This window comes from Olsenella phocaeensis, assembly GCF_900120385.1.
GTDB classification, from domain to species: Bacteria; Actinomycetota; Coriobacteriia; order Coriobacteriales; family Atopobiaceae; genus Olsenella_I; species Olsenella_I phocaeensis.
Genome location: NZ_LT635494.1, coordinates 1883267 through 1903627, shown reverse-complemented (window position 1 = coordinate 1903627; position 20361 = coordinate 1883267). Strand labels below are relative to the sequence as shown.

Genomic DNA, 20361 nt, shown 5'->3' with positions numbered 1-20361 from the left:
TCCCTCGTCGATGCCGCGCGGGGCGGGAGTGGGGCTGGGCTCCTCGGGGGCAAGCGGGTCGGGCGTGGCCTCTGACGGATCAGGAAGGTCGAAGAGCACCGCCCGGCGCGCGATGTTTCCCGGCTGAGGCGTGAACTCGCTCTTGCCCCAGTTGGGATCATCGACCGCCGTCGGCTCCGGACGCCGAGGCTCTGCCGGACGGGGTTCGGTGCCGTCCATGGCATAGGTGTCCAACCCCGACACGTCCTTGGAGGCCAGTTCCTCCTCGCTAGGCTCCTCGTCCTCCATGAAACTCAGGTTGGGGGCGATGACGGTTGCGTTGGGATCCAGTTCCTGGGCGGGGTCGCCGGTAGCAGACGACTCCGTGACCCTGACGTCTTCTGCGGACACGAAGGGCCGTGCGTCGAGGGTCAGCTCGCTCTGGTCGACCTCTGCCGGCTCCTCGCCCAGGACGTAACCGACGGCCCTCTCGGGTCGGTCGTCCTCCGGCTCGGCTTCGTCGAGGGGTTCCGCAGCTGACGGCTCCCCTCCCTCTACCGGCATCTCCTCGTCTGAATCGGGTGCCACCTCGGTCGACGCCTCCGGCTCCTCGCGCTCGATCGGCCTCTCCTCCACGTCGTCCTCGGCGACGGGCATGGTCACGAGGGTCGGCTCGTCGCTACCGTCGGCAACCACGGGTTGGGCCATAGTCTGGCCAAGCTCGTCCGCCCCTGGGGTCGGACCGTCCTCCGGAAGCCGCTCGAACTCGGCATCCATGATGTAGTCGTCGCGCAGGGGCGCGAACAGGCTGAATCGTGGGAGAGGTGCCTCGTCCTTCGCTGGCTCTTGCTCCAAGGTCTCTGCTCCCGCGCCTGCCGGCCGAGTACCGTCCGGCAAGGTGGCTTGCCCTGGCTCCGCGACATCCTGGACCAAGGGCTCCGCCTCGTCCTCGAAGGCAGCTCCGTCGTCAAGGGCATCCGCTTCGCCACGTGAGGCACCGGCTTCGGAGACCTCCGCCTGCTGGTCAGGCTCCCCTGCTCCCGCAGATCCCTCACGCAGGTCCTCGCCGTCGAATTGCTGGGAGTCGCAGGGTGGTTCGTCCTCTCCCTCGACGTCGCCCTCGGTGACCTCGGCTGTCGCAGACTCAGCCCGAGGTCCGTCCACCCAGGCTTCCTCGGTTGCCGGGCCGCCGTCTGTGACGGGAACGGGGACGGCCTCAGAATCGGGCTGAGCCCCCTCTTCGGGGACGAGTTCCTCCGCTTGCTCGTCCTGACTCCGCGGAGCGCCCTCTAGCGCTGTCCCTTCCTGAACCGCCTCGCTCCCGTCCGCGCCGTCCGCCGCGAATCCGGGCTGCAGGTCTGCCGAGGCATCCTCCCGCCGTAAGGACTGGCCGCCAACCTGGGGCTCGAGCTGCGAATCTTGCTCGTGGGCGAAGTTTGGCTCTGGAACGGGCGCGATGGCTGGGTTTGGGACCGCCTTCAGACGCGTGAAGATGGCTGCGTTGTCTAGGTAGGCGTCGTTGATCGAGGGAACGCTCGCGGGATCGACCTTGCGGGGTTCGACGTCATGGACGCTCGGGGTCTCGAACTGTGACGCCATGGGGCCGTCGTAGGGCAGGGGCTCTTCGTCACGGGCGTCTGCAAGCTCGGACTCGGAGTCAGCCTCCTCGCCCTCGGCATCCACGGCCACGAGGACCCTCTCTTCCTCGTCTGCGGCGCCCTGCGGATCGGAAGAGGGTCCGTCCGTGATGCCAGGTGCGTCCTTTGGTCCGGCGGCGTCGAGCGACACGCTTGGAACGGTGTCCCCTGCGGCGCGCGCGTGGACTTCCGCTAGCAGTGCCTCCTCGTCCTCATAGGTCACGGCGGGCGTGGCGACGGTCTGGCTGGGATCCTCTGGCTGCAGGGACTCGCCCTTCTCGTCAGCCTCCGTCCCCTGACCATCCGCGACCTGCACGACAGGCTGCTCCCCAGGCTGGCCGGAAGCCAGCTCCTCCCCACGCTCGATCTTGGGAGCCTGGCGCTCGCCTCGAGGGATGAGCTCCCTCACATGGGAGAGCGCCGACTTGACGGAGGCGAGGAGCTCGGCAGGGCGGGAAGGAGCGTCGGGGTCGATGACCTCGAAGTCAGCGATGAGGGCGTCGTCAGTCGACGAGCCCTGCGTGGAACCACCCTCGGCGGCCTTGGCGGGGTCCGCGGATGATTCCTCCTCGAGGGACGACTCGGAGATGCGGGCGTTGGCGCGTGCCATGAACTCGGGCATGGTGGCCCCGGGCTCTGGCCGTGCCCCCGCCCCAGACGAAGTCTCCCCCATCTCGCTGGTGGACCCGCTTGCGGACGGGGAAACTCCGGGGAGAGCGCCGTCGACGTCGATTTCGGGCAGGTCGGGAAGAACGACCTGGGGCACGGGAGGCTTCTGATAGACGATCTGGCAACTCTCGGGAAGAATCTGGAGCTCCTCAATGAGCCTTGCGCCGCGACGGACCGACTTGGGACCCTCTGGTTCGGGCGCGGGAATCACCTGGGGAGTGAAGGCGGCGGTCGCCGGGTGGAGGCCTTCCGCCGCGGTCGAATCAGCAGGCGACGGAGCGGTGGAAGTGACGTCCTCTCCCCCCCTGTCAGCAGGAAGCTCGTCCAGAGAGGCAAAGGCCCGCTCGGAGGCCTCCTCGTCACTCTCTACCTCGAGCTCCTCCTCGAGCGGAGCAGAAGGACCCTCGCCAACCCCCTCGGAATGAGGATGGGCGGCGGCCCAGGCCTTTGCCTCGTCATCCGCGGGACGCAGCTTGTCCAGCACGCCCAGCATGGCCGCGACGGAGGCCTTGTTGTCGTTGGCGCCGGTGGTACAGGAGGCGAATCGACCATAGATTCCCGCGATGCCGACGAGGAGGAGGGGGAGGGCCGCCAGCATTCCCAACACCCAGAAGACGTGACGGATTGAGGCGGGGATGATGGCGATGACCTGAATCAGGGAGCAAAAGGCCACGGCGATGCCACACCAGAGGCTCGACCGCATGAGGAGCGGCTGCCACCTGGCCAGCTGGGGCTGGAAGAGGAGCCCCTCGTTGGGACTGTCGTAGTGGGCGACGATCACGATGGGACGGTTGCCCTTGACCACCAGGGGGCCGCTGGCTCGATGGACGCCGATGACGTTCTGGCTGCGGGCACGGGTCCCGATGCCCGATATAAGGTCCCGGCCACCGAAGCGCAGGCCCAGGAGGATGGACGGCACAAGCACCAGGGCGAGGCCGACCAGGCCCACGACGGAGCCCAGGATGCCCGAGAGGACCATGCCGATGACCATGATCACGAGCAGTATCGCCCGCGGAAGCTCAGGCGCCGCGGGCGCGGCGAACTCCTGCAGGCTCGTGTCGAGGCCGTGCTCCTGCATGATCGACTCGATCAGCTGGGAGGCGTCTAGCTCCTCCTGGCTGTTCGCCGGAGAGATGTCCACCTTGTCGTTGAGATAGTCGAGGTAGCTGCGCGTCGTTGCCATGCCATACGTCCTTTGCCGAAGCAGGGAGAGAATCGTCCACTTTCCTATCGTCCGAGTATACGTCTTATGATGCATATTTGTTCTACCAGCACAGCTCGGGGGTCGGAGGCGGCAGCTACCCGCACGGGGGCAAGGCCTCGCTGCACGGCATCGGATGTGGGAGGACGCATGGAGGACGATTTCGTCACGGTGAGCAGGGACGACGAACAGGCCAGGCGCGTGGCGGGACTGATCCTCGCCTTCTCAAACGCCAAGCACGCCCTCTCCAACGAGGAGCTCCGGAACACCTACTACCCGCAGGCAAGCGACGAGGCGTTCCGAAAGGCCTTCAGGCGCGACCGCGCGGCCATGTCCGCCTGCGGCCTCAGCCTCGTCAACGTCGCGAGCGAGGGACAGCCCGGTCTCTGGAAGGTTGACGAGGCCGCGTCCTTCCCCGGAGGGGGGTCCCTCTCCTCTAAGGATGCGCTGGTGCTGGACGTCGCCTGCGCTCCCCTGACTCACGACCCGAGCTTTCCGCATAGGAGCGAGCTGAGGCTCGCCCTGGCCAAGGTCGACGGATCATTTGGTCCCAGCGGTAGCCTCGAGCGGCTGTTCTCTGGCAGCGGGATCGACGACGGGCTCCTACCTCCCCTACTCGCCGCCCTGTCTGGGAGACGGGAGGCGGTGGTCACCTACCAAGCAAGGGGCCAAGAGCCAAGGGAGAGGAGGCTGCGCCTCTATGGGAGCTTCGGCCTGAGGAGGCAGAGCTATTTCGTCGCCTCGGAGCTCCGCGATGACGGAAGCTGGAGGGAGCCCCGAGTCTACCGCCTGGACCGCTTCCTCTCCGCGAGGGTCGTGTCGGGCAGTTCCTACCGCATACCCCCGGATTTCTGCGTGGGTGACTACCTGCGCCTCCCCTTCCAGATCGGGCCCGAGGTCGGCACGGTCACGATTCAAGACCTGGGTTGCACAGAGGGGGAGGTGGCCGCGGAACTCGACCGACGCGGCAGGCACGTCGATGGGCGCGGGGGGCGATGCTGGGAGGTCGGATACTCCGACCCCGAGGCGTGCGCCCGCTGGTGCGTGGCGCATCGCCTGATGCCCGTCGGACCGCGGAAGGTCGCCGACCACTGGGACAGGGTCGTGGAGGAGGCGTGCGATGCCTAGCGGGGCTTCCAGGCGAGGCAGGAGGGGCGGGCTCGAGGAGGCACGCGAGCTGGCCGCCCTCCTGGGCAGCCTCTCGGCCCAGGGTAGGTCACTCTCGCTATCCACGGTCGCCGCGCGACTCGGCTGCAGCACCCGGCACGCGCGCCTGCTCCTGGAGCTCGCCCTCACCGCCCACGACGAGGAGGGCATGGGTCTCCCCATTGGCCTCGGTGACGACGACCAGCTCGTCCTGGCATTCGACAGCGAGCGCAAGGGGCACCCGCTCAAGCTCACCCCTTCCGAGTCCGAGGCGATGCGGGCGGCGCTCGAACGACTGGGGATGTCGCAGGATGACCCAATCTACCAGGGAGTCCTTCCCTACCTCTCTCCCACCGGCGAAACGGGCGCGGAAGGGCGGCCACAGGGGCCGGACGTCAGCGGCAGGCCGAGCGTCCTCGACCTCTGCGCCCAGGCCATAGCCGATGGTCATGGCCTGGGCTTTTGGTATCGCGGCGCCGCCGATGCCGAACCAAGGAAAAGGCGCGTCATCCCCCAGACGCTCAGGACCGAGGAGGGGGCATGGTATCTCGAGGCGCTGGACCTCGAGATACAGGCCCAGAGGACCTTCCGCCTGGACCGAATGGCCGACCCCAGGCCGTTCGCGACGGGGGAGCACAAAGGGGCGGTGACCATGGGGCAGCAGGGCCATGAGGTCGTGCGCGAGGTTGCCGTGGACTTCCTCGACCAGGGCCTCCTTGAGCTCTTCTCCTGGCATGGCATGCGAGTGACGGGAGAGTCGGAGGGCAGGACCTCCGTGACCCTCCCCCTCTACGCAGGAGACTGGCTGCCCCTCAGGCTCGCAGCCTGCGGAAGCTCCGTGGTGATACGCGACGAGGACCTCAGGGCCAGGGTGAGGGAGGCCGCGCGGGCTCTGCGCGCCGCCGCGACAAAGACGGGCCGGGTGTGAGCTCCCTACGACTCGTGGCCCGCCCGCCACATCCTGATGTACTCCCCCACGTTCCCGCACTCGAGCTCGCAGGGTGGCTGCTTGGGCAGGGAGTTCGTGAACTGGCGCCCATAGCGCTTGCTGACCAGGCGTGAGTCGGCGAGCACGAGGACGCCGGTGTCGCTCGAGCTTCTGATGAGCCGCCCTGCCGCCTGCTTGACCGAGATAACCGCCTCGGGGAGGGAATGGCGCCACCAGGAGCGGTCCTCGCGAAGCTCCCTCTCCCTCACCAAAGGGTCCTTGGGGCTGGCGAAGGGCAGCTTGGGGATGACGACGCAACGGAGGGTGTCCCCTGCCGCGTCGAATCCCTCCCAGAAGGACCTCAGGGCGAAGAGGGAGCGGGAGCGGTCGGCGAGGAACTGGTCGCGAAGCCTGCGCGGTGACGCGCCACGCTCCTGCATGATCAGCTCAAGTCCCCGCTCATGCATGCGGGGAAGCACCTGCTGGTAGACGAGCTCCATGTCACGCCTGTTGGTGAAGAGGGTGAGCACCGAGCCGCCCATGGCCGTGTGGACGTCCACGAGGAGCTGGGACAAGGCCTCGCGATAGCGTGGGTCGTTGGGCTGGGGCATGTCCTTGCACACCACGACCGACATGTTGTCCTCGTAGTCAAAGCTCGAGTCGAGGCGGAGGTCACGATGGGCGTCAGGCCCTAGGGCATCGAGCCCCACGGAATGGTCGAAGTGCTCAAAGCTCTTTCCGACGGCCATGGTGGCCGACGTGAACACGACGCTTTGCATCTGCGACAGCCATCTCTCGGCCAGGTCGGGTCCGACCTCGAGCTTCTCCGCCACGAGGCGCTCTGATGGCATGTCCCGCTTGCGGCGGGCGAGCTCTGCTGAGTAGAAGTAGCTCTGGTCGCTCCCGTCCAAGACGAGCGAGAGGGACTCCCCCAGCTGCCCCAGGAAGCTCGTCGATGCCCTGAGGTCGCCTGCCAGAGGAGCGTCGGCCTCGGACAGGGCCTCGAACGCCTCTCGCGCGTCCTTCTCCGCCTCCTCGAGGCGTCTCAGGCAGACGTCGCCCACCTGCTTCAGCGACCCCCACTCGTCGCTCTCCCGCAGCCTCGCGTCAATCCAGACGTTCACGCGGTCATAGTCGCCCGACCCATCTGCCTGGCCTGCAAGCCCATGCAAGGCCAGGAGGAAGTCCGCGCAGGACACGGAGGCGCGGGCGGACGACGCGGACAGCTTGGTGAGAAGACGCTGGTAGAGGGTCGCCTCGGCAAGACCCGAAACCTGGACCATGAGGTTGTGGAGGGTGCCGGTCTTGCTGCTCCCCAGCTGCTCGAAGCCACGCCTCACCAGGTCGCCCGAGAACTCACGCGCCCATTGGCGGCGCGCCTCGCCCTCGAAGCCGTGTGCCTCGTCCACCACCCAATGACTGATGGGGGGCAGGATCTGTCCATCGAGGTCGATGTCCCGGAGCAGGAGGGAGTGGTTCGTGACCACGACGTCGCTTTGGCTCGCCCTCTTGCGGGCGCCGTGGACCAGGCACTCGTTGGGATAGAAGGGACAGCGGTTCCTCAGGCACTCGTTGGCCGTGGTGGAGAGCATCTGCCGTGGAACGTAGCGCCAGCGGATGCCCAACGCGTCGAGGTCGCCCTGGGGGGACTGCAGGCAGAACGCGTAGCTCACCGCGATTGCCGTGAGCATCTCGGACTGCGTCGTCCGTGGAGACTTTCCCATGCCGTCCACGAGCGAGAGGGGCAGCTCGGCGTAGGTCGAGGTCTCGAGCCTGTGGAGACAGGGATAGTGGTCGTAGCCCTTGAGGCTCGTAAAGCTGAGCCCATCTGGGAGAACCCGCGCGAGGGCGGGAAGCTCCTGGGATATGAGCTGGTCAGTGAGGGCGTTGGACTTCGTGGCGACCCCCACGGTCAGCCTGTTCCTCTGTGCGAACATGAGCTCGGGAAGCAGGTAGGCCATGGACTTCCCCACCCCGGTGCCCGCCTCGATAGAGCGATGCGAGGAGCTTGCGAGGGCATCCCTGACCTCCAGGGCCATCTGCTCCTGCTCCTGTCGCCACTCGAAGGACGGGTACATGCGCTCGACCAGGCCGCCGCGCCTGAACTGCGCCGTCACCTCCTCCGACGAGGGGGAGACGAGCTCCTCTCCCCCATCCGGCGCTTCCGTCCTCATGGCTGGGCGCTCGCCGGCAAGCAGGTCCCTCCTGGCCTGCCTCAGCGAGAAGGTCGCCTGTCCCTGCTCCTGGGAGAGGTGACCAATGACGGGTCGGAAGGGCCAGTCCACCTCGGGGTGCATGTCAGCGAGACGACCCAGGAGGCCGGGCCCCAAGTCACTGAGTCCCAGGAGTATGACGCGCCACATTCCACACAGCGCGTCAACGTCCGCCATGGCGCGATGCGTGACCGCATCACAGCCAAAGGCGTGCGCCATGTCGGCGAGGCGATGGGTCGAGAGGCGCGGCAGCGCGATGCGTGAGAGCGCTAGCGTATCTATCCAACTGTCACTCACGTCCTTGCCGCCGGGCACGGACTCCACGAAGGTCCTGTCGAAGGTCGCGTTGTGCGCAAGCACGGGGACTCCACCGACGAAGTCCGCGAGCCTGCCAATGACATCGGGCGCCTCGGGCGCGAGGGCCACGTCGGCGTTCGATATCCCCGTGAGCGCCGATATCTCGGACGGGATGGGTCGATGGGGATGCACGAAGCTGTGGAAGCGTTCCACCACCTCGCGTCCGCTCAGGCGGGCGGCGGCCACCTCGATGAGCTCGCAGCCCTTGAACGAGAGGCCCGTCGTCTCGGTGTCAAGGACGACTATGTCCTCCTCGAGGAGGTCAAACGAGGTCTTTGTGGCACGGCGCTCAAGACTGCGATAGCGCTCGGCAACCTCTTCCGGAGTGCCCGGCAGGAGAATCTCGTCGACGGGCGACGCCAGGGGTCCCATCCCGCTCATGCTGCTCCCGTCACTCCCTAGTCCTGGTCGTTGCCCTCGAGGGCAAGCTCCACGAAGCGCTTGCAAAGATCCGGGAAGCTTATTCCCGCGTGACGCGCGGAGTCGGGAAGCAGGCTCATCTCCGTCATGCCGGGGATGGTGTTGGTCTCGAGGATGACGGGGGTGCCGTCGGCGCGAACGATGAAGTCGCTCCTCGAGGCGCCCCTGCAGCCCAGGGCCTGGTGCGCGCGGATGGCCAGCTCCTGGGCCCTCGCGTAGCTTTCCTCTGGAATGCGGGCGGGGATGACGTGGTGGAGCTCGGATGGCTCGTACTTTACCTTGAGGTCATAGAACTCCGCGTTGGTCACGATCTCCACCACAGGCAGGGCCTCGGGCTCCTCGTTTCCCACGACAGGAACCGTGATCTCCGTCCCCTCTACGCAGGATTCGATGAGGACGCGGCATCCTCCCTCCCCTGCCCGCGCCACGGCGCGGGCGAGCTGGCCCGCGGAGGTGACCTTGGTGATGCCGTAGCTCGACCCGTTGGCGGCGGGCTTCACGAAGACGGGAAGCCCGAGATTGGCTACGAGCTCCTCTGCCTCGCTGTCTGCTAGGGCGACGTCGCCAGGGAGGTCCACCCCCTCGGGAACGGGTATCTGCGCCTGGCGATAGATCGCCTTGGCAACCTCCTTCTCCGTGCCCATGGCTGATGCGAGCACGCCAGAGAAGGTGTAAGGCAGGTGCAGGACCTCAAGCATCCCCTGGATGCAGCCGTCCTCGCCGTAACGTCCGTGCATGGCGACGAAGGCCACGTCGTATCCCCCCGAGACGAGCGCGGCCACGAAATCTGGCGCGGCGACGTCCAGGAGAGTGACGTCAGAGAAGCCCGCCTCGGCGAGGGCCTTCGCACAAGCCTCGCCCGATTCGAGCGAGACCTCCCTCTCGTCGGACCATCCGCCCGCAAGGACCACGAGCTTGCTTTGTGTAACGTCGGTCTTCGACATTCCTGGACTCCTTAGGGCGCGAGCGCCGTGCGCTAGACTCTTCTTGCAGGAAAAACACCTAGATGACGAGGATACTCCTGCCTCGCATCCAGACAGTTTGAGGGGTCCAAAACATGCAAGACGACAACAACGCGGCTGGTGGGACAAGGCCCGGAGTCGACCTCCACAGCCTGTCCCACGGACAGCTCCTCTCCCTTCTGGAAGAGCTCGGGCAGCCAAAGTTCCGCGCCAAGCAGATCGAGGAGTGGATATGGGAGAAGAACGTCAGCTCCTTCGAGCAGATGTCGAACCTCCCAAAGTCCCTTAGGGCACAACTTGCCGAGCGCTGTAGCCTTGGCGGGGTCGAGGAGGTCGCACGCCAGGTCTCCGCTGACGGCAGTCGGAAGTACCTCCTGCGCTTTCCTGATAGGGTTTCGGTCGAGTGCGTGGGCATGCCCAACAGGGATCGCCTCGCGGTCTGCGCCTCCTCGCAGGCGGGCTGTGCCATGGGATGCGCCTTCTGTGCGACAGGGGCTGCCGGCCTCACGCGCTCCCTCACGGCAGGAGATATATACGAGCAGGTCATGCACGTACGCGATGACTTCGGAACGCGCGTGACGAGCGTCGTCCTCATGGGACAGGGCGAACCCCTCATGAATTACGATGCCACGCTCGCCGCGCTGCGCAGGCTCAACTCACCCGAGGGTGCGGGAATCGGCGCTCGACACCTCACCGTTTCCACCTGTGGCGTCATTCCCATGATCAAGCGCTTCGCAAACGAACCCGAGCAGTTCACCCTCGCCGTATCCCTCCACTCTGCCGTGCAGCGCACACGAGACATGCTCATGCCAGGCGTGCGCAAGTACTCCCTGCTCCACCTCTATGACATCATGGGCGAATACGTGGACAAGACGGGGCGCAGGCCCACCTACGAATATGCACTCATCAAGGGTGTTAACGACAGCGAGGAGGAGCTTGCCTCCCTCTGTGACTTCTGTCGGGACAACCTGGCCCACGTGAACCTGATCAAACTCAACGAGGTGAAGGGCAGCAAGTTCCGCCCGACATCCGACGCTCGCGCGCAGGAGTTCGTCCGTAGGCTCAACTCCGTGGGCGTGGAGGCAACCATTAGGAACTCGCGCGGCGCAGACATCGATGCCGCTTGCGGGCAGCTCAAGCAAAACATCGATCGTATGGCTTGATTCTTCCTTCCAAGACGCGATGCCCCGTACTAGAACATTTGTTCTAGTACGGGGCATCGACTTATGTCAAAAGAGACCTATAGGCCCAGACGTATCCATTCTTGCTCTACGTCTTGGGTCGGCACTTCTTCCTCCATGACCATTCCCGTGACTCGTTCCATGAGTCCGGACACTTGACGAGCTGAGCTCATCACTGTTTCGGTCATGTCCCTGACCGACCTCCGTGCCTCCTCGTTGAGCAGGAGGTGAAATGAGAGGAGACTCACGCCAGATAGGACTACCACTGCTGCAATGGTTCTTCTCAGATGGGTCATTACAATGCTTCCATTCCGCCGCTCAGCCTATCGACGAGCTGCGCAAGTTCCTCTTCATCCGCAAACTCTATCTCTACCTTGTTCTTGTTCCTAACCCTCTTCACCTTTACGTTGGTATCCAATGCAAGACGAAGCTGTCGTTGGGCCCGCTTGAACGACTGGGGCACCAGCTCTCTCTTAGGCTTCTCCCCCGTCTCATTGTTGCCAGAAAACAATGGGGCAAGGTTTTCTGTCTGTCTGACGCTCAGTCCTTGCTCTAACACCTTCTGCGCCAGCTTGAGCTTCCCCTCTTCGCCTGCCACGGCAAGGATCGCCCTTGCATGCCCAGCGGTGAGCTTTCCGTCCGCCATCATGTCCTGGACTTCCTGGGGTAGGTCAAGCAGGCGAAGCGAGTTGGCGATGGCCGAGCGGGACTTGGAAAGTATCTTTCCGAGCTGTTCCTGCGTAAAGCCGTTGTCTTTGATGAGCTTCCTGTATCCCAGGGCCTCCTCAATGGGATCAAGATCGGAACGCTGCAAGTTTTCGATGAGTGCCAGTTGGAAGACCTCATCGTCACTAATCTCTCGAATGCTTACTGGAATCTCTTCGAGACCAGCGAGCTTCGCAGCTTGGTAGCGCCTCTCCCCTGCCACTATCTCGTAGTTTGCACCTTTTTTCCTCACAAGGATGGGTTGTAGGACCCCGTTTTTCTTGATTGAATCAGAGAGATCCTCAAGTGACTGCTGATCGAACTTCTTTCTCGGCTGGCCCTTGTTAGGCTTTATTTGACTAAGCGGCAGTGTTGATGACGGCGTGATTGCGCTCACTTCCGCATCGGCACCACCCATGAGTGACTCGAGGCCCTTTCCGAGCCCACCTTTTCTAGCCACGACGCACGACCTCCCTTGCAAGCTTCATGTAGGCGAGAGAACCCTTGCTTACGCGCGCATACATATTTATCGGAAGGCCATGTGACGGCGCTTCCGAAAGCTTCACGCTTCTAGGGATGATGCTTTTGAATACCTTGTTCCCGAAGTACTTACGAACTTCCTCTACAACCTGTTTTGAAAGAGTTGTCCTAGCATCGTACATTGTCATTACTACGCCAAAGACATCCAATCCAGGATTCAAGCGCGCTTTGACCATCTTCATCGATTCAAGGAGCTTAGTCACGCCCTCCAAGGCATAGAACTCGCATTGTATGGGGATGAGCAGCGCATTTGCCGCAACCAGCGCATTGATCGTAAGAAGCCCCAACGACGGGGGACAGTCAATGAAGACGTAGTCGAACTCGTCTTTGATTCCCTCGAGTACGCTCTTCAATATCGTTTCTCGCGACATAACCGAGACTAATTCTATCTCTGCACCTGCAAGCTGTATCGTGGCTGGTATTACGAAGACATGAGGCTCTATTGTGTCTTCTATAAGTTCCTCGATGGGATAGTCATGCAACAGTGCATCGTAAATATCGTGTTCCAGCTCTTCTTTCTCAATCCCGAAGCCAGATGAGGTATTCCCTTGAGGATCAAAATCTACTATCAGGACTTTCTTTTTTTGTTCACCTAGGGCTGCGGAAAGATTCACGGCAGTGGTCGACTTACCAACCCCACCTTTTTGGTTGATTATTGCTAGTACCTTTGCTTCTCTATCTGGAAAGGCCCTCTTTATATCCTTGAATCCCACAAATCCTCCCTCATAGCCCGTCTGTTTTTGCTTCGTGTCTCAAAGGCTTCATTCATGATAGGGGACTTGTTTCACGTGAAACAAGTCCCCTATCATTCAGTTCTTTTGTTTCACGTGAAACGTTCCTCTCATTACAACGGCTTATTCTTAGCCATACCAATATGTCTTGGCAGGTTCAACTTTGCCTTCCCAATTTTTTCAAACGTAAAAATCTCCCTATGACCCTGATCGAGGGGTAGTTCGCATGTTTCACGTGAAACAAGCTTCATTCCGCAAAGTGGTGCGACATGAAGTGCATGATTGACTTCATCTGACTCAATTCGTCCCTTTGAAGATATGAGAAGGCCACCTACCTTCAGTAGGGGAGAAGAGTACTCAATCAAAACGGAGAGCTGGGCAAGCGCCCGAGCTGAGACCAGACTCGCAGCATTTGGAATCTCCTTAGCAAGCTCTTCAGCACGAAGTGAACTCGTATGCACGCGATCTGACAACCCAAGTTCAAGAAGGAACTCATCGACCGCCTTCGACTTCTTGGTGACCGAGTCCACAAGGATGCTGCGGCAGGGGAGCATGATGGAAAGAGGGATGCCAGGGTAGCCTCCACCTGTACCCAAATCAACGTAGAGGTCATTCTTAGCAATACCATGTGAATCAAGAGGCAGCAGAAATAGAAGCGAGTCCAAGATATGACGCAATAGTCCATCCTTGGTGCTAACGATTCTCGTGAGGTTGATTTGTTTGTTCTTCTCCTGCAGCAGATGCAAGTGCTGCAACAATAGACTTGCCTGTTGCTCGTTGAGCTGAATGCCATAGGAAAGGGCAAGGGAGATGAGGTCTTGGGTCGGATCCGCAATGGGACTCATGTAGTTTGGCCTTTCTGACAAAAGTTTCTCAGACAAGAACTTTGGTCAAAACAATGGGGGAGAGGCTTCAACCTCTCCCCCAAATTATCCGACATGGACAGCTTTAAGCAATCAGCGCACGAAGGTGATGACAACCCTTCGATCGGGGTCTTCGCCCTCAGAATGAGTGCTGACATCGACGTCATCGACAAGGGCGAGGTGAACGAGACGCCGTTCATAGGCATTCATGGGAGCAAGGCTCACCTGTCCGTGCTGGCGCTTGGCACGTGCTGCAGCGGAACGGGCGAGGGACATTATCTTCTCTCGACGGCGAGTCTTGTATCCCTCGATGTCGACTACTACCGGGTAGTGGAACTTAAGTTCATTACTCATAAAAGAAGAAAGCACCATCTGAAGCGCATCAAGGGTGCGGCCGTGACGACCAATAAGAACCGCAAGGTCACCACCGCTCACGTCAAGAATGAGCTCCCCCTCGTCGCCGTCGTACTCGTCAATGACGGGCGAGGTCTCGCCAAAGAAGGCGAGCAGGCTCTTGAGGTAGCCGACGGCGGTGTCTGCGATGAGGTCCACATCCGCATCCTCTAGCTCGACACCAGACTCAAAGCGCTCCCTCACGGCAGAGAAGCGGTCATTCGCGACTTCGACATCCGCGGAATCGGAAGGCCTGGGCTCAAGGGTGAGCTTCTCCTCTTCCTCCATGTCAAACCTCCATCTTCCTAGGGCAGAAAAAGTAATCAAAGAGACAAGGGAGGCTAGCCCTTCTTGTGGGGACGGGGCTTGCGCTCCTTGCGGACTACGTCGACCTGGACGGGCTGGTTGGCCATTTTGGCCTCGGTCTCGGCCTTCACGCGGTCCATGACGCGCTGGGTGACGACCTTCTGCTGGACTACCTGCCAGATTGCGGACGTGTCGTAGTAGAGCAGTACCGCACCGGGCACGGACCAGCCAAACCAGAGCATCATGATGGCCATCATAACCCCCATGATCAGGGTCTGCTGGCGCTGGTCCTCGCCGGTGTTCTTGAGGTTCATGACCAGGGGAACGAAGGTCAGGATGCCGAAGGCGATGTCGAGGATGATGTAGATGAGCGCCCCTGCCAGACCCCCTGCCGCAAGGGCGCCGGAGGCGGACTGGGAGAGCGAGGGCATGATGTTGAGGAAGTGCGCCTCGGCGGGCACGTTGCGGGCGACGGTGAAGAGCGCAAAGAAGACCGGCATCTGGATCAGCACCGGAAGGCAGCCACCAAGGGGATTGAACTTGTTCTCGGAGTAGAAGCGCTGCATCTCCTGGGCCTGGCGTTCGCGATCGTTCGCATAACGGTCCTGAATCTCCTTCATCTTGGGCTGAAGGGCCTGCATGCGCGCGCTCGAGGCAGTTGAGCGGGTCATGAGGGGCATGACGATGAGGCGCATGATGAAGGTGAGGATGATGACGGCCACGCCCCAGTCGCCCGTGAGACGGGCGAGGCTGGCAAGGACGTTCGTCAGAAAGCTAATAAACCAATCCCACATGGTTCCTCCGGGCTAGTGACTAGGGAACGGGATCGAACCCGCCCTTGTGAAAGGGATGGCAACGCAGGATGCGACGGACGGCAAGGAGGCCGCCCCGTGCCGCGCCATAGCGCTCGATCGCCTGGATGGCGTATTCCGAGCAGGTGGGGGAGTAGATGCAATGGGGGGAGAAGAGGGGAGAGACGTAGTGCCGGTAGCCCCTCACGATGGCGAGGAGCATGTCCGCGACGAGACCCCTCGCCCCTGTGCGCACGGCAGGCATCCTAGTCACCAATGCGGGCGAGAAGCGAGGCAATGGCCTCTCCCACCTCCACCGAGCTGCTCTGGTGGGTGCGGCCCGTGGCAAAGAGAATGACGTCGTAACCAGCCAAGGGGAGACCACCTCTGCGGGCACCCTCCCTCAAGACCCTCTTGCATCTGTTCCTATAGACCGCACAGCCCAAGCGCTTAGGTGCAACGAAGGCGACTCTTCCCAAGCCGCCTTCGCCATCTTCGAGCACTGTCATGCGAACGAGTCTATGGTTGACCCGCTTCCCGCCAGAGAAGACCCTCTCAAAATCCCTCTTGGATTTGATGGTCTTCATCGGAATCCTAGACGGTGAGCTGCTTGCGGCCCTTGGCGCGACGGCGAGAGAGAACCGCGCGGCCGCCCTTGGTGGCCATACGAGCGCGGAAGCCGTGGGTCTTGGCGCGCTTCCTCTTGTTGGGCTGATACGTGCGCTTCATGTCTGAATCCTCCTGGGAGCATATAAACGAACCTATAGCGTCAAGCCATAAGATTGTAGGGGTCCGCCCCAACAAAAGTCAATTTTGGCTCTATGGGGCGAACAATTCACCCATTTTACGCTTTTACGACCAAGTAATTTGATGGGCATGCGTCTCGTTCGACGCACAAGTCACCAGGAGACGTATGAAATCATTCAGACAACAGTGAAAATTGCCGAATAGTTCACCTCTAGCTGCTATTATTTTTCAGCACATGATTTTACTAATACGCAGTTATCTACAACATTTCATCTCCTGTTGAAAACTTTCATTTGTTGAAATTCATTCGTGAATGTTTTCATCCTTGGATGAATGAATGTCGAAAAGCGAGGAAGCGCGCATGTCTCACCCGTTCTATCCCTTCGTGCAGAACGAGGGAAGCGAACAGGACGACCAAAGAGGGGGAGCGGACGAGCTCGTCGTGAGGTTCCCGGCGCGAATCGCCGTATACGACGACGCGGCGGCCGCGCCGAGGGTCGTGGTGGTGGAGCCCTCTGACGTGCGCACCTACCTCGAGGAGATAACCGCCACCGTAGCACGACTCTGCAAGGAGCAGGGTGGCAGCATCCCCTTCATGGTCATACGCGAGGTCGTCGAGAACTACGTGCACGCCTACTTCGCGCAGCCCACGGTGTCGATACTCGACGGGGGAGAGACGATTCGCTTCTCTGACCAGGGGCCGGGCATAGCCGAGAAGGGGCGTGCCCTGGAATACGGCACCAGCTCTGCCACGGAGGAGATGAAGCGGTACATAAGGGGGGTTGGGTCGGGCCTGCCCTACGCCCAGCAGTACATGGAGGACCGAGGCGGCTACCTGAGCATCGAGGACAACATCAAGGGCGGCACCGTGGTCACCATCTCCATGCTCGAGCGCGGGGAGGAGCAAGAGATGGGTCAGGGGATGCCGCTCCAACCGTTGTCTCCCGTCGCTACCCAGGCACAGCCCCCCATGGCATTCGCATACCCCTATGCCTACCAACCAGCACAACAACAGGCGGGCTACATGCCCGTACCGGGGTACGTCCAACCAGCATGGCAGTCGATGCCGCAGCCCATGGCTCCCACGGCACAGACGGGAATTGCGACACAGGGAACGCCGGTCGTCCCTCCCCAGGGCGGAGGCACGCTGGTAGGAGGGCTCAACATCTCCCAAAGGGGCCGCGTCATCCTCCAGTACCTGCAGGTCCACGAACTGGTGGGGCCCACCGAACTCAAGAACAGCTTTGGCAGCTCGCAACCCACCTGGACGAGGGAGCTCAAGGCGCTTGAGGAGGCGGGCCTCGTGTCAAAGAGGGCCGGCGGACAGAAGAGGGGCCTCACGGAGGCGGGAAGGGCGATAGCGGCGGGCATATAGGACCGAGGCAGACGTCTTCGGGAGTTTTCATCATATAATGGGATGCACTTTTCAACATTCATCCCCGAAGACAAGTGGTGAGGCATGGATCCCGTACAAGAGTCGGACGCGAAGATACTCTGGCACGACGTGCTGGGGCTCCTGGCGTCCAAGAGCGTGGCACCGGCGACGCTCGCCATGCTCAGGAGCTGTGACGCGACCGCCTTTGACGGAAGCGAGCTTCACATCGCGACGAGCATGGGATTCGCCCAGAGGAAGATCGTCCAGCAGACCCCGCTCATTGAGGAATGCCTCGAGCAGGCGGCATTCCAGCACGTGAGCCTGGTGGTCGAACTCCTGCAGGAGAGCGCGCCCGCCGCCATCCAGACGAACGCGACCGTGACTCCCGACGAGCTGAGCGGACTTGCCGGCTCTTCGGGGGAACCCGTCGCCGCGCAGGGACAGGACGAAGGCTGGCAGAAGGCCCAGAGGCCGCAAGGGCGGCGGAGGAACAACAGCTTCCAGAACGACACCAGCGTCCTCGACTCCAAGCTCACCTTCGACCGCTTCGTCGCCGGCGAGGAGAACATGCTCGCCTACGAGGCCGCAAAGCAGGTCGCGAACGGCGAGAACAAGAGCTACAACCCGCTCTTCGTCTACGGGAAGAGCGGCCTGGGAAAGACTCACCTCCTGAGGGCGATACAGAACTACATAGTGAGGAACGACCCCTCTCGCCTCTGCGTCTACCGCACTGCAGGCGAGTTCATAGAGGAGTACCGCATAGGCTGGAACGACGACAAGCTCGACGCGCGAAGCGCGCTCACCGAGCGCTATCAGGGCGTTGACGTGCTCATCATCGACGACGTCCAGAACATGATGACCGCTGCGGGCACCATCAAGTTCTTCTTCGAGACCTTCAACGCGCTCATGGACCGCGGCAAGCAGATAGTCTGCGCCGCGGACCGCTCGCCCTCCCAGCTTGGCATGGGCGACAGCAAGTTCGACGAGCGCGAGACGAGCCGCATGGACTCCGGCGTCACCGTAAGCGTCCAGGTGCCCGACTACGAGCTCAAGCTCAGCCTCATCAACACCTTCTACGAGCGCATGCGGCAGGACGCCGCCGTCGAGCACGTGCCGGACCTCGGAGGGAACATCCCCGAGGACATGCGCAAGTACATGGCCGAGCGCGCGGGGACCAACATCCGAATCATCGAGGGCTTCGTCCACACCTGTCTTCTCTATGCCTTCCGCAAGGAGAGGAAGGGGGAGGCGCTCACGCGAGAGGACATCGCGCGCCTCGCGGCGGCAAAGTGGCCCACGGGCCAGAGGGTCGTCACCGTCGAGCAGATCCAGAAGGCCGTGGAGAGCTACTACGACGTGGCCCACAGCGACCTCATAGGCTCGAAGCGCAACAAGGAGCTCATGGAGCCACGACACGTGGCCATCTGGATGACCAGGGAGCTGACGGACAACACCCTCGCCGACATAGGGAAGCGCTTCGGCGGGCGGAGCCATGCGACGGTCAAGCACAGCATCGCGTGGGTCGACCGCACGAAGAAGGAGGACCGCCTCTTCCTAGACCGCATCCAGACCCTCCACGACGGCATCTGCGACGGAGGGTAGTGGAAAAGTGGAAGAAAGGTCGTCGGTTTCATGTGGATAAGTCCCAAAAGCTGTAGAAGGAGTTTTCCACACGTCGGCCGATTGTTTGGATTGTTGAGTGGCAGCCTCTGGCAGAACATTTGAGACGATAGGCTCTACCAGCAGGTTTAAGAAGTATTGAACATTTCGACAGGCTCTATTATTACTACTGTCTCTTAATAAGAAAAAAGTACTAATAGCCATAGAAGGGGTCGCTCATGAAGTTCTCGGTGAGTCAGTCGGCACTGGCAGGTGCCCTCGCGGTCGTCTCTAAGGGCATGGCCTCCAACTCGACGCTCCCCATCCTCTCGGGCGTCTACATCAAGGCCGAGGAGGGTGTGCTCGAGTTCCAGACCACCAACCTCACCATCTCCATCCGCCACAAGATACAGGCGAACGTGGAGGAGGCCGGCGCCACGGTGCTCTCGGGAAAGATCCTCTCCAACATCGTGAAGACCCTCCCCGACAGCGCCGTGAGCTTCGAGGGCGCCGGACACACCGTGCTCATCTCATGCGAGAAGAGCAAGTTCCGCCTCAACACCCTCGAGGCGGGCGACTTCCCCGAGTTCCCCGACCTCTCCCCTGACCGATCCATCGAGCTCCCGAGCGGTCTCCTCTCCCAGATGGTCGACAAGGTCTACAAGGTGACCTCGAAGGACAGCTCGCGGCCCATCCTCTCGGGCATCCTCCTCTCGGTCGAGGAGAACACCATTAGGCTGGTGGCGACGGACTCCTACCGCCTCGCGGTGTGCGACTCCAACACCGAGACCTCTTCGGTCGACGAGGCCTTCGTGGCCATAGTCCCGGGCAACACCTTCCACGACGTCCTGACCTTGCCCTCGATGACCGAGGAGGTCATGGTGGGCATCACCGACAGCCAGGTGGTCTTCTCGTTTGGCAACACGACCTACGTCTCGCGCAAGATAGACGGGACCTTCCCGAACTACCGCCAGCTCCTGCCCCCCAGCTGCACGACCTCCGTGAGGATTGACGTCCCCCAGTTCGCGGCCGCCCTCAAGCGCGTGTCCGTCATCGCCCTGGCAAACCCTTCTGTGCGCTTTGACATAGACGCCGACGGCAAGGTCTTGAAGCTCAGCGCCTCCTCCCCCGACCAGGGGGAGTCCACCGAGCTTCTTCCCGTCGAGGTCGAGGGAGAGGGCATGGCAATCGCCCTCAACTACCACTACGTCTTCGACTGCGTCAACGCCGCCACGGGGCAGGACAGCATCACGCTCGAGCTCCAAAGCGCCATGCAGCCGGGCATCTTCAAGTCCTACTCGAAGATCAACTACCTGTATCTCCTCATGCCCGTGAGGATGTAGCTGGTGGGACTCCTGGCCCGCAGCCTCAGCCTCACGGACTGGAGGAACTTCCCCGAGCAGGACCTGGGCCTCGGCCAGGGCCTCACGGTGCTCGTGGGACGCAACGCCATGGGCAAGACCAACACCGTCGAGGCACTGCAACTGTTGACCGCAGGCTACTCCTTCCGGCGTCCCAGGCCGGGACAGCTGGTCCGCGAAGGTGCCAGCAAGGGCCGGGCGCGCCTGCGCCTCGAGGGGAACGGCCGCGTCGTCGACCTCGAGTGCACGGCGACCTC

At 62.1% G+C, this 20361-nt stretch carries 17 protein-coding genes and 1 pseudogene; 7 read left to right on the top strand and 11 right to left on the bottom strand.

Annotation, left to right across the window (positions count from 1 at the left end; genetic code table 11):
* A pseudogene (locus BQ7388_RS12405) lies at positions 1–3468 on the bottom strand (hypothetical protein); the annotation flags it as partial.
* Positions 3469–3636: 168 nt separating this feature from the next.
* Here BQ7388_RS12405 and BQ7388_RS09160 point away from each other — a divergent pair.
* Together BQ7388_RS09160 and BQ7388_RS09155 are read left to right on the top strand one after the other, a co-directional pair.
* Entirely contained in the window at positions 3637–4614 is a 978-nt protein-coding gene (locus tag BQ7388_RS09160) for a helix-turn-helix transcriptional regulator (protein ID WP_062531541.1), read from the top strand.
* The gene (locus BQ7388_RS09155) at positions 4607–5560 is read left to right on the top strand and encodes a helix-turn-helix transcriptional regulator (protein WP_062531540.1); all 954 of its coding nucleotides are present in this window, start codon (positions 4607–4609) and stop codon (positions 5558–5560) included. The genes BQ7388_RS09160 and BQ7388_RS09155 overlap by 8 nt, the downstream gene beginning before the upstream one ends.
* 5 nt (positions 5561–5565) lie before the next feature.
* Here BQ7388_RS09155 and BQ7388_RS09150 read toward each other — a convergent pair whose 3' ends face one another.
* Positions 5566–8511 (bottom strand): helicase C-terminal domain-containing protein, encoded by a 2946-nt coding sequence (locus tag BQ7388_RS09150; protein WP_062531539.1) that lies wholly within the window; start codon positions 8509–8511, stop codon positions 5566–5568.
* Positions 8512–8528: 17 nt separating this feature from the next.
* Positions 8529–9494, bottom strand: coding sequence for a D-alanine--D-alanine ligase family protein (locus BQ7388_RS09145; RefSeq protein ID WP_062531538.1), 966 nt, complete (start codon positions 9492–9494; stop codon positions 8529–8531).
* A 113-nt stretch (positions 9495–9607) separates the two neighbouring features.
* Between BQ7388_RS09145 and rlmN the strand changes: the two genes are divergently transcribed.
* Positions 9608–10675 (top strand): dual-specificity RNA methyltransferase RlmN, encoded by a 1068-nt coding sequence (rlmN, locus tag BQ7388_RS09140; RefSeq protein WP_062531537.1) that lies wholly within the window; start codon positions 9608–9610, stop codon positions 10673–10675.
* A gap of 313 nt (positions 10676–10988) precedes the next feature.
* On the opposite strand, the gene BQ7388_RS09130 is transcribed toward rlmN, so the two are convergent.
* From BQ7388_RS09130 to rpmH, 8 genes are all read right to left on the bottom strand, one after another.
* The gene (locus BQ7388_RS09130) at positions 10989–11858 is read right to left on the bottom strand and encodes a ParB/RepB/Spo0J family partition protein (protein WP_072500320.1); all 870 of its coding nucleotides are present in this window, start codon (positions 11856–11858) and stop codon (positions 10989–10991) included.
* On the bottom strand, positions 11851–12651 hold the full coding sequence (locus BQ7388_RS09125; RefSeq protein WP_062531534.1) for a ParA family protein: 801 nt from the start codon (positions 12649–12651) through the stop codon (positions 11851–11853). The genes BQ7388_RS09130 and BQ7388_RS09125 overlap by 8 nt, the downstream gene beginning before the upstream one ends.
* 131 nt (positions 12652–12782) lie before the next feature.
* Positions 12783–13514: a 16S rRNA (guanine(527)-N(7))-methyltransferase RsmG gene (gene rsmG / locus BQ7388_RS09120; RefSeq protein ID WP_072500319.1), complete on the bottom strand. Its 732-nt coding sequence runs from the start codon at positions 13512–13514 to the stop codon at positions 12783–12785.
* 111 nt (positions 13515–13625) lie between these two features.
* Entirely contained in the window at positions 13626–14213 is a 588-nt protein-coding gene (locus tag BQ7388_RS09115; RefSeq protein WP_072500318.1) for a Jag family protein, read from the bottom strand.
* 53 nt (positions 14214–14266) lie between these two features.
* The gene (locus BQ7388_RS09110) at positions 14267–15025 is read right to left on the bottom strand and encodes a YidC/Oxa1 family membrane protein insertase (protein ID WP_072500317.1); all 759 of its coding nucleotides are present in this window, start codon (positions 15023–15025) and stop codon (positions 14267–14269) included.
* Between the two features lie 19 nt (positions 15026–15044).
* Complete coding sequence (gene yidD, locus BQ7388_RS09105; protein ID WP_050796709.1) at positions 15045–15287, bottom strand: membrane protein insertion efficiency factor YidD; 243 nt, start codon at positions 15285–15287, stop codon at positions 15045–15047.
* A 1-nt stretch (position 15288) separates the two neighbouring features.
* The gene (gene rnpA, locus BQ7388_RS09100; RefSeq protein WP_062531531.1) at positions 15289–15609 is read right to left on the bottom strand and encodes a ribonuclease P protein component; all 321 of its coding nucleotides are present in this window, start codon (positions 15607–15609) and stop codon (positions 15289–15291) included.
* A 7-nt stretch (positions 15610–15616) separates the two neighbouring features.
* Positions 15617–15751 (bottom strand): 50S ribosomal protein L34, encoded by a 135-nt coding sequence (gene rpmH / locus BQ7388_RS09095; protein WP_009278282.1) that lies wholly within the window; start codon positions 15749–15751, stop codon positions 15617–15619.
* Positions 15752–16130: 379 nt separating this feature from the next.
* Here rpmH and BQ7388_RS09090 point away from each other — a divergent pair, with 379 nt between their 5' ends.
* The 4 genes from BQ7388_RS09090 to BQ7388_RS09075 all read left to right on the top strand — a co-directional run.
* A complete protein-coding gene (locus BQ7388_RS09090; protein WP_072500316.1) occupies positions 16131–17144 on the top strand; it encodes an ATP-binding protein in 1014 nt (337 codons plus the stop codon).
* Between the two features lie 84 nt (positions 17145–17228).
* A complete protein-coding gene (locus BQ7388_RS09085) occupies positions 17229–18746 on the top strand; it encodes a DnaA/Hda family protein (protein ID WP_062531529.1) in 1518 nt (505 codons plus the stop codon).
* Positions 18747–18982: 236 nt separating this feature from the next.
* Positions 18983–20086, top strand: coding sequence for a DNA polymerase III subunit beta (gene dnaN, locus BQ7388_RS09080; RefSeq protein WP_072500315.1), 1104 nt, complete (start codon positions 18983–18985; stop codon positions 20084–20086).
* 3 nt (positions 20087–20089) lie between these two features.
* Positions 20090–20361 (top strand): AAA family ATPase (locus tag BQ7388_RS09075; protein WP_159430832.1); only part of this gene is annotated, 272 nt, incomplete at its 3' end.

Coding starts and splice junctions, on each gene's coding strand:
- dnaN (WP_072500315.1), top strand. CDS start 18,983: ATGAAGTTCTCGGTGAGTCAGTCGGCACTGGCAGGTGCCCTCGCGGTC.
- rnpA (WP_062531531.1), bottom strand. CDS start 15,609: ATGAAGACCATCAAATCCAAGAGGGATTTTGAGAGGGTCTTCTCTGGC.
- yidD (WP_050796709.1), bottom strand. CDS start 15,287: ATGCCTGCCGTGCGCACAGGGGCGAGGGGTCTCGTCGCGGACATGCTC.
- BQ7388_RS09115 (WP_072500318.1), bottom strand. CDS start 14,213: ATGGAGGAAGAGGAGAAGCTCACCCTTGAGCCCAGGCCTTCCGATTCC.
- BQ7388_RS09160 (WP_062531541.1), top strand. CDS start 3,637: ATGGAGGACGATTTCGTCACGGTGAGCAGGGACGACGAACAGGCCAGG.
- BQ7388_RS09155 (WP_062531540.1), top strand. CDS start 4,607: ATGCCTAGCGGGGCTTCCAGGCGAGGCAGGAGGGGCGGGCTCGAGGAG.
- BQ7388_RS09085 (WP_062531529.1), top strand. CDS start 17,229: ATGGATCCCGTACAAGAGTCGGACGCGAAGATACTCTGGCACGACGTG.
- BQ7388_RS09145 (WP_062531538.1), bottom strand. CDS start 9,494: ATGTCGAAGACCGACGTTACACAAAGCAAGCTCGTGGTCCTTGCGGGC.
- BQ7388_RS09150 (WP_062531539.1), bottom strand. CDS start 8,511: ATGAGCGGGATGGGACCCCTGGCGTCGCCCGTCGACGAGATTCTCCTG.
- rlmN (WP_062531537.1), top strand. CDS start 9,608: ATGCAAGACGACAACAACGCGGCTGGTGGGACAAGGCCCGGAGTCGAC.
- BQ7388_RS09110 (WP_072500317.1), bottom strand. CDS start 15,025: ATGTGGGATTGGTTTATTAGCTTTCTGACGAACGTCCTTGCCAGCCTC.
- BQ7388_RS09090 (WP_072500316.1), top strand. CDS start 16,131: ATGTCTCACCCGTTCTATCCCTTCGTGCAGAACGAGGGAAGCGAACAG.
- rpmH (WP_009278282.1), bottom strand. CDS start 15,751: ATGAAGCGCACGTATCAGCCCAACAAGAGGAAGCGCGCCAAGACCCAC.
- rsmG (WP_072500319.1), bottom strand. CDS start 13,514: ATGAGTCCCATTGCGGATCCGACCCAAGACCTCATCTCCCTTGCCCTT.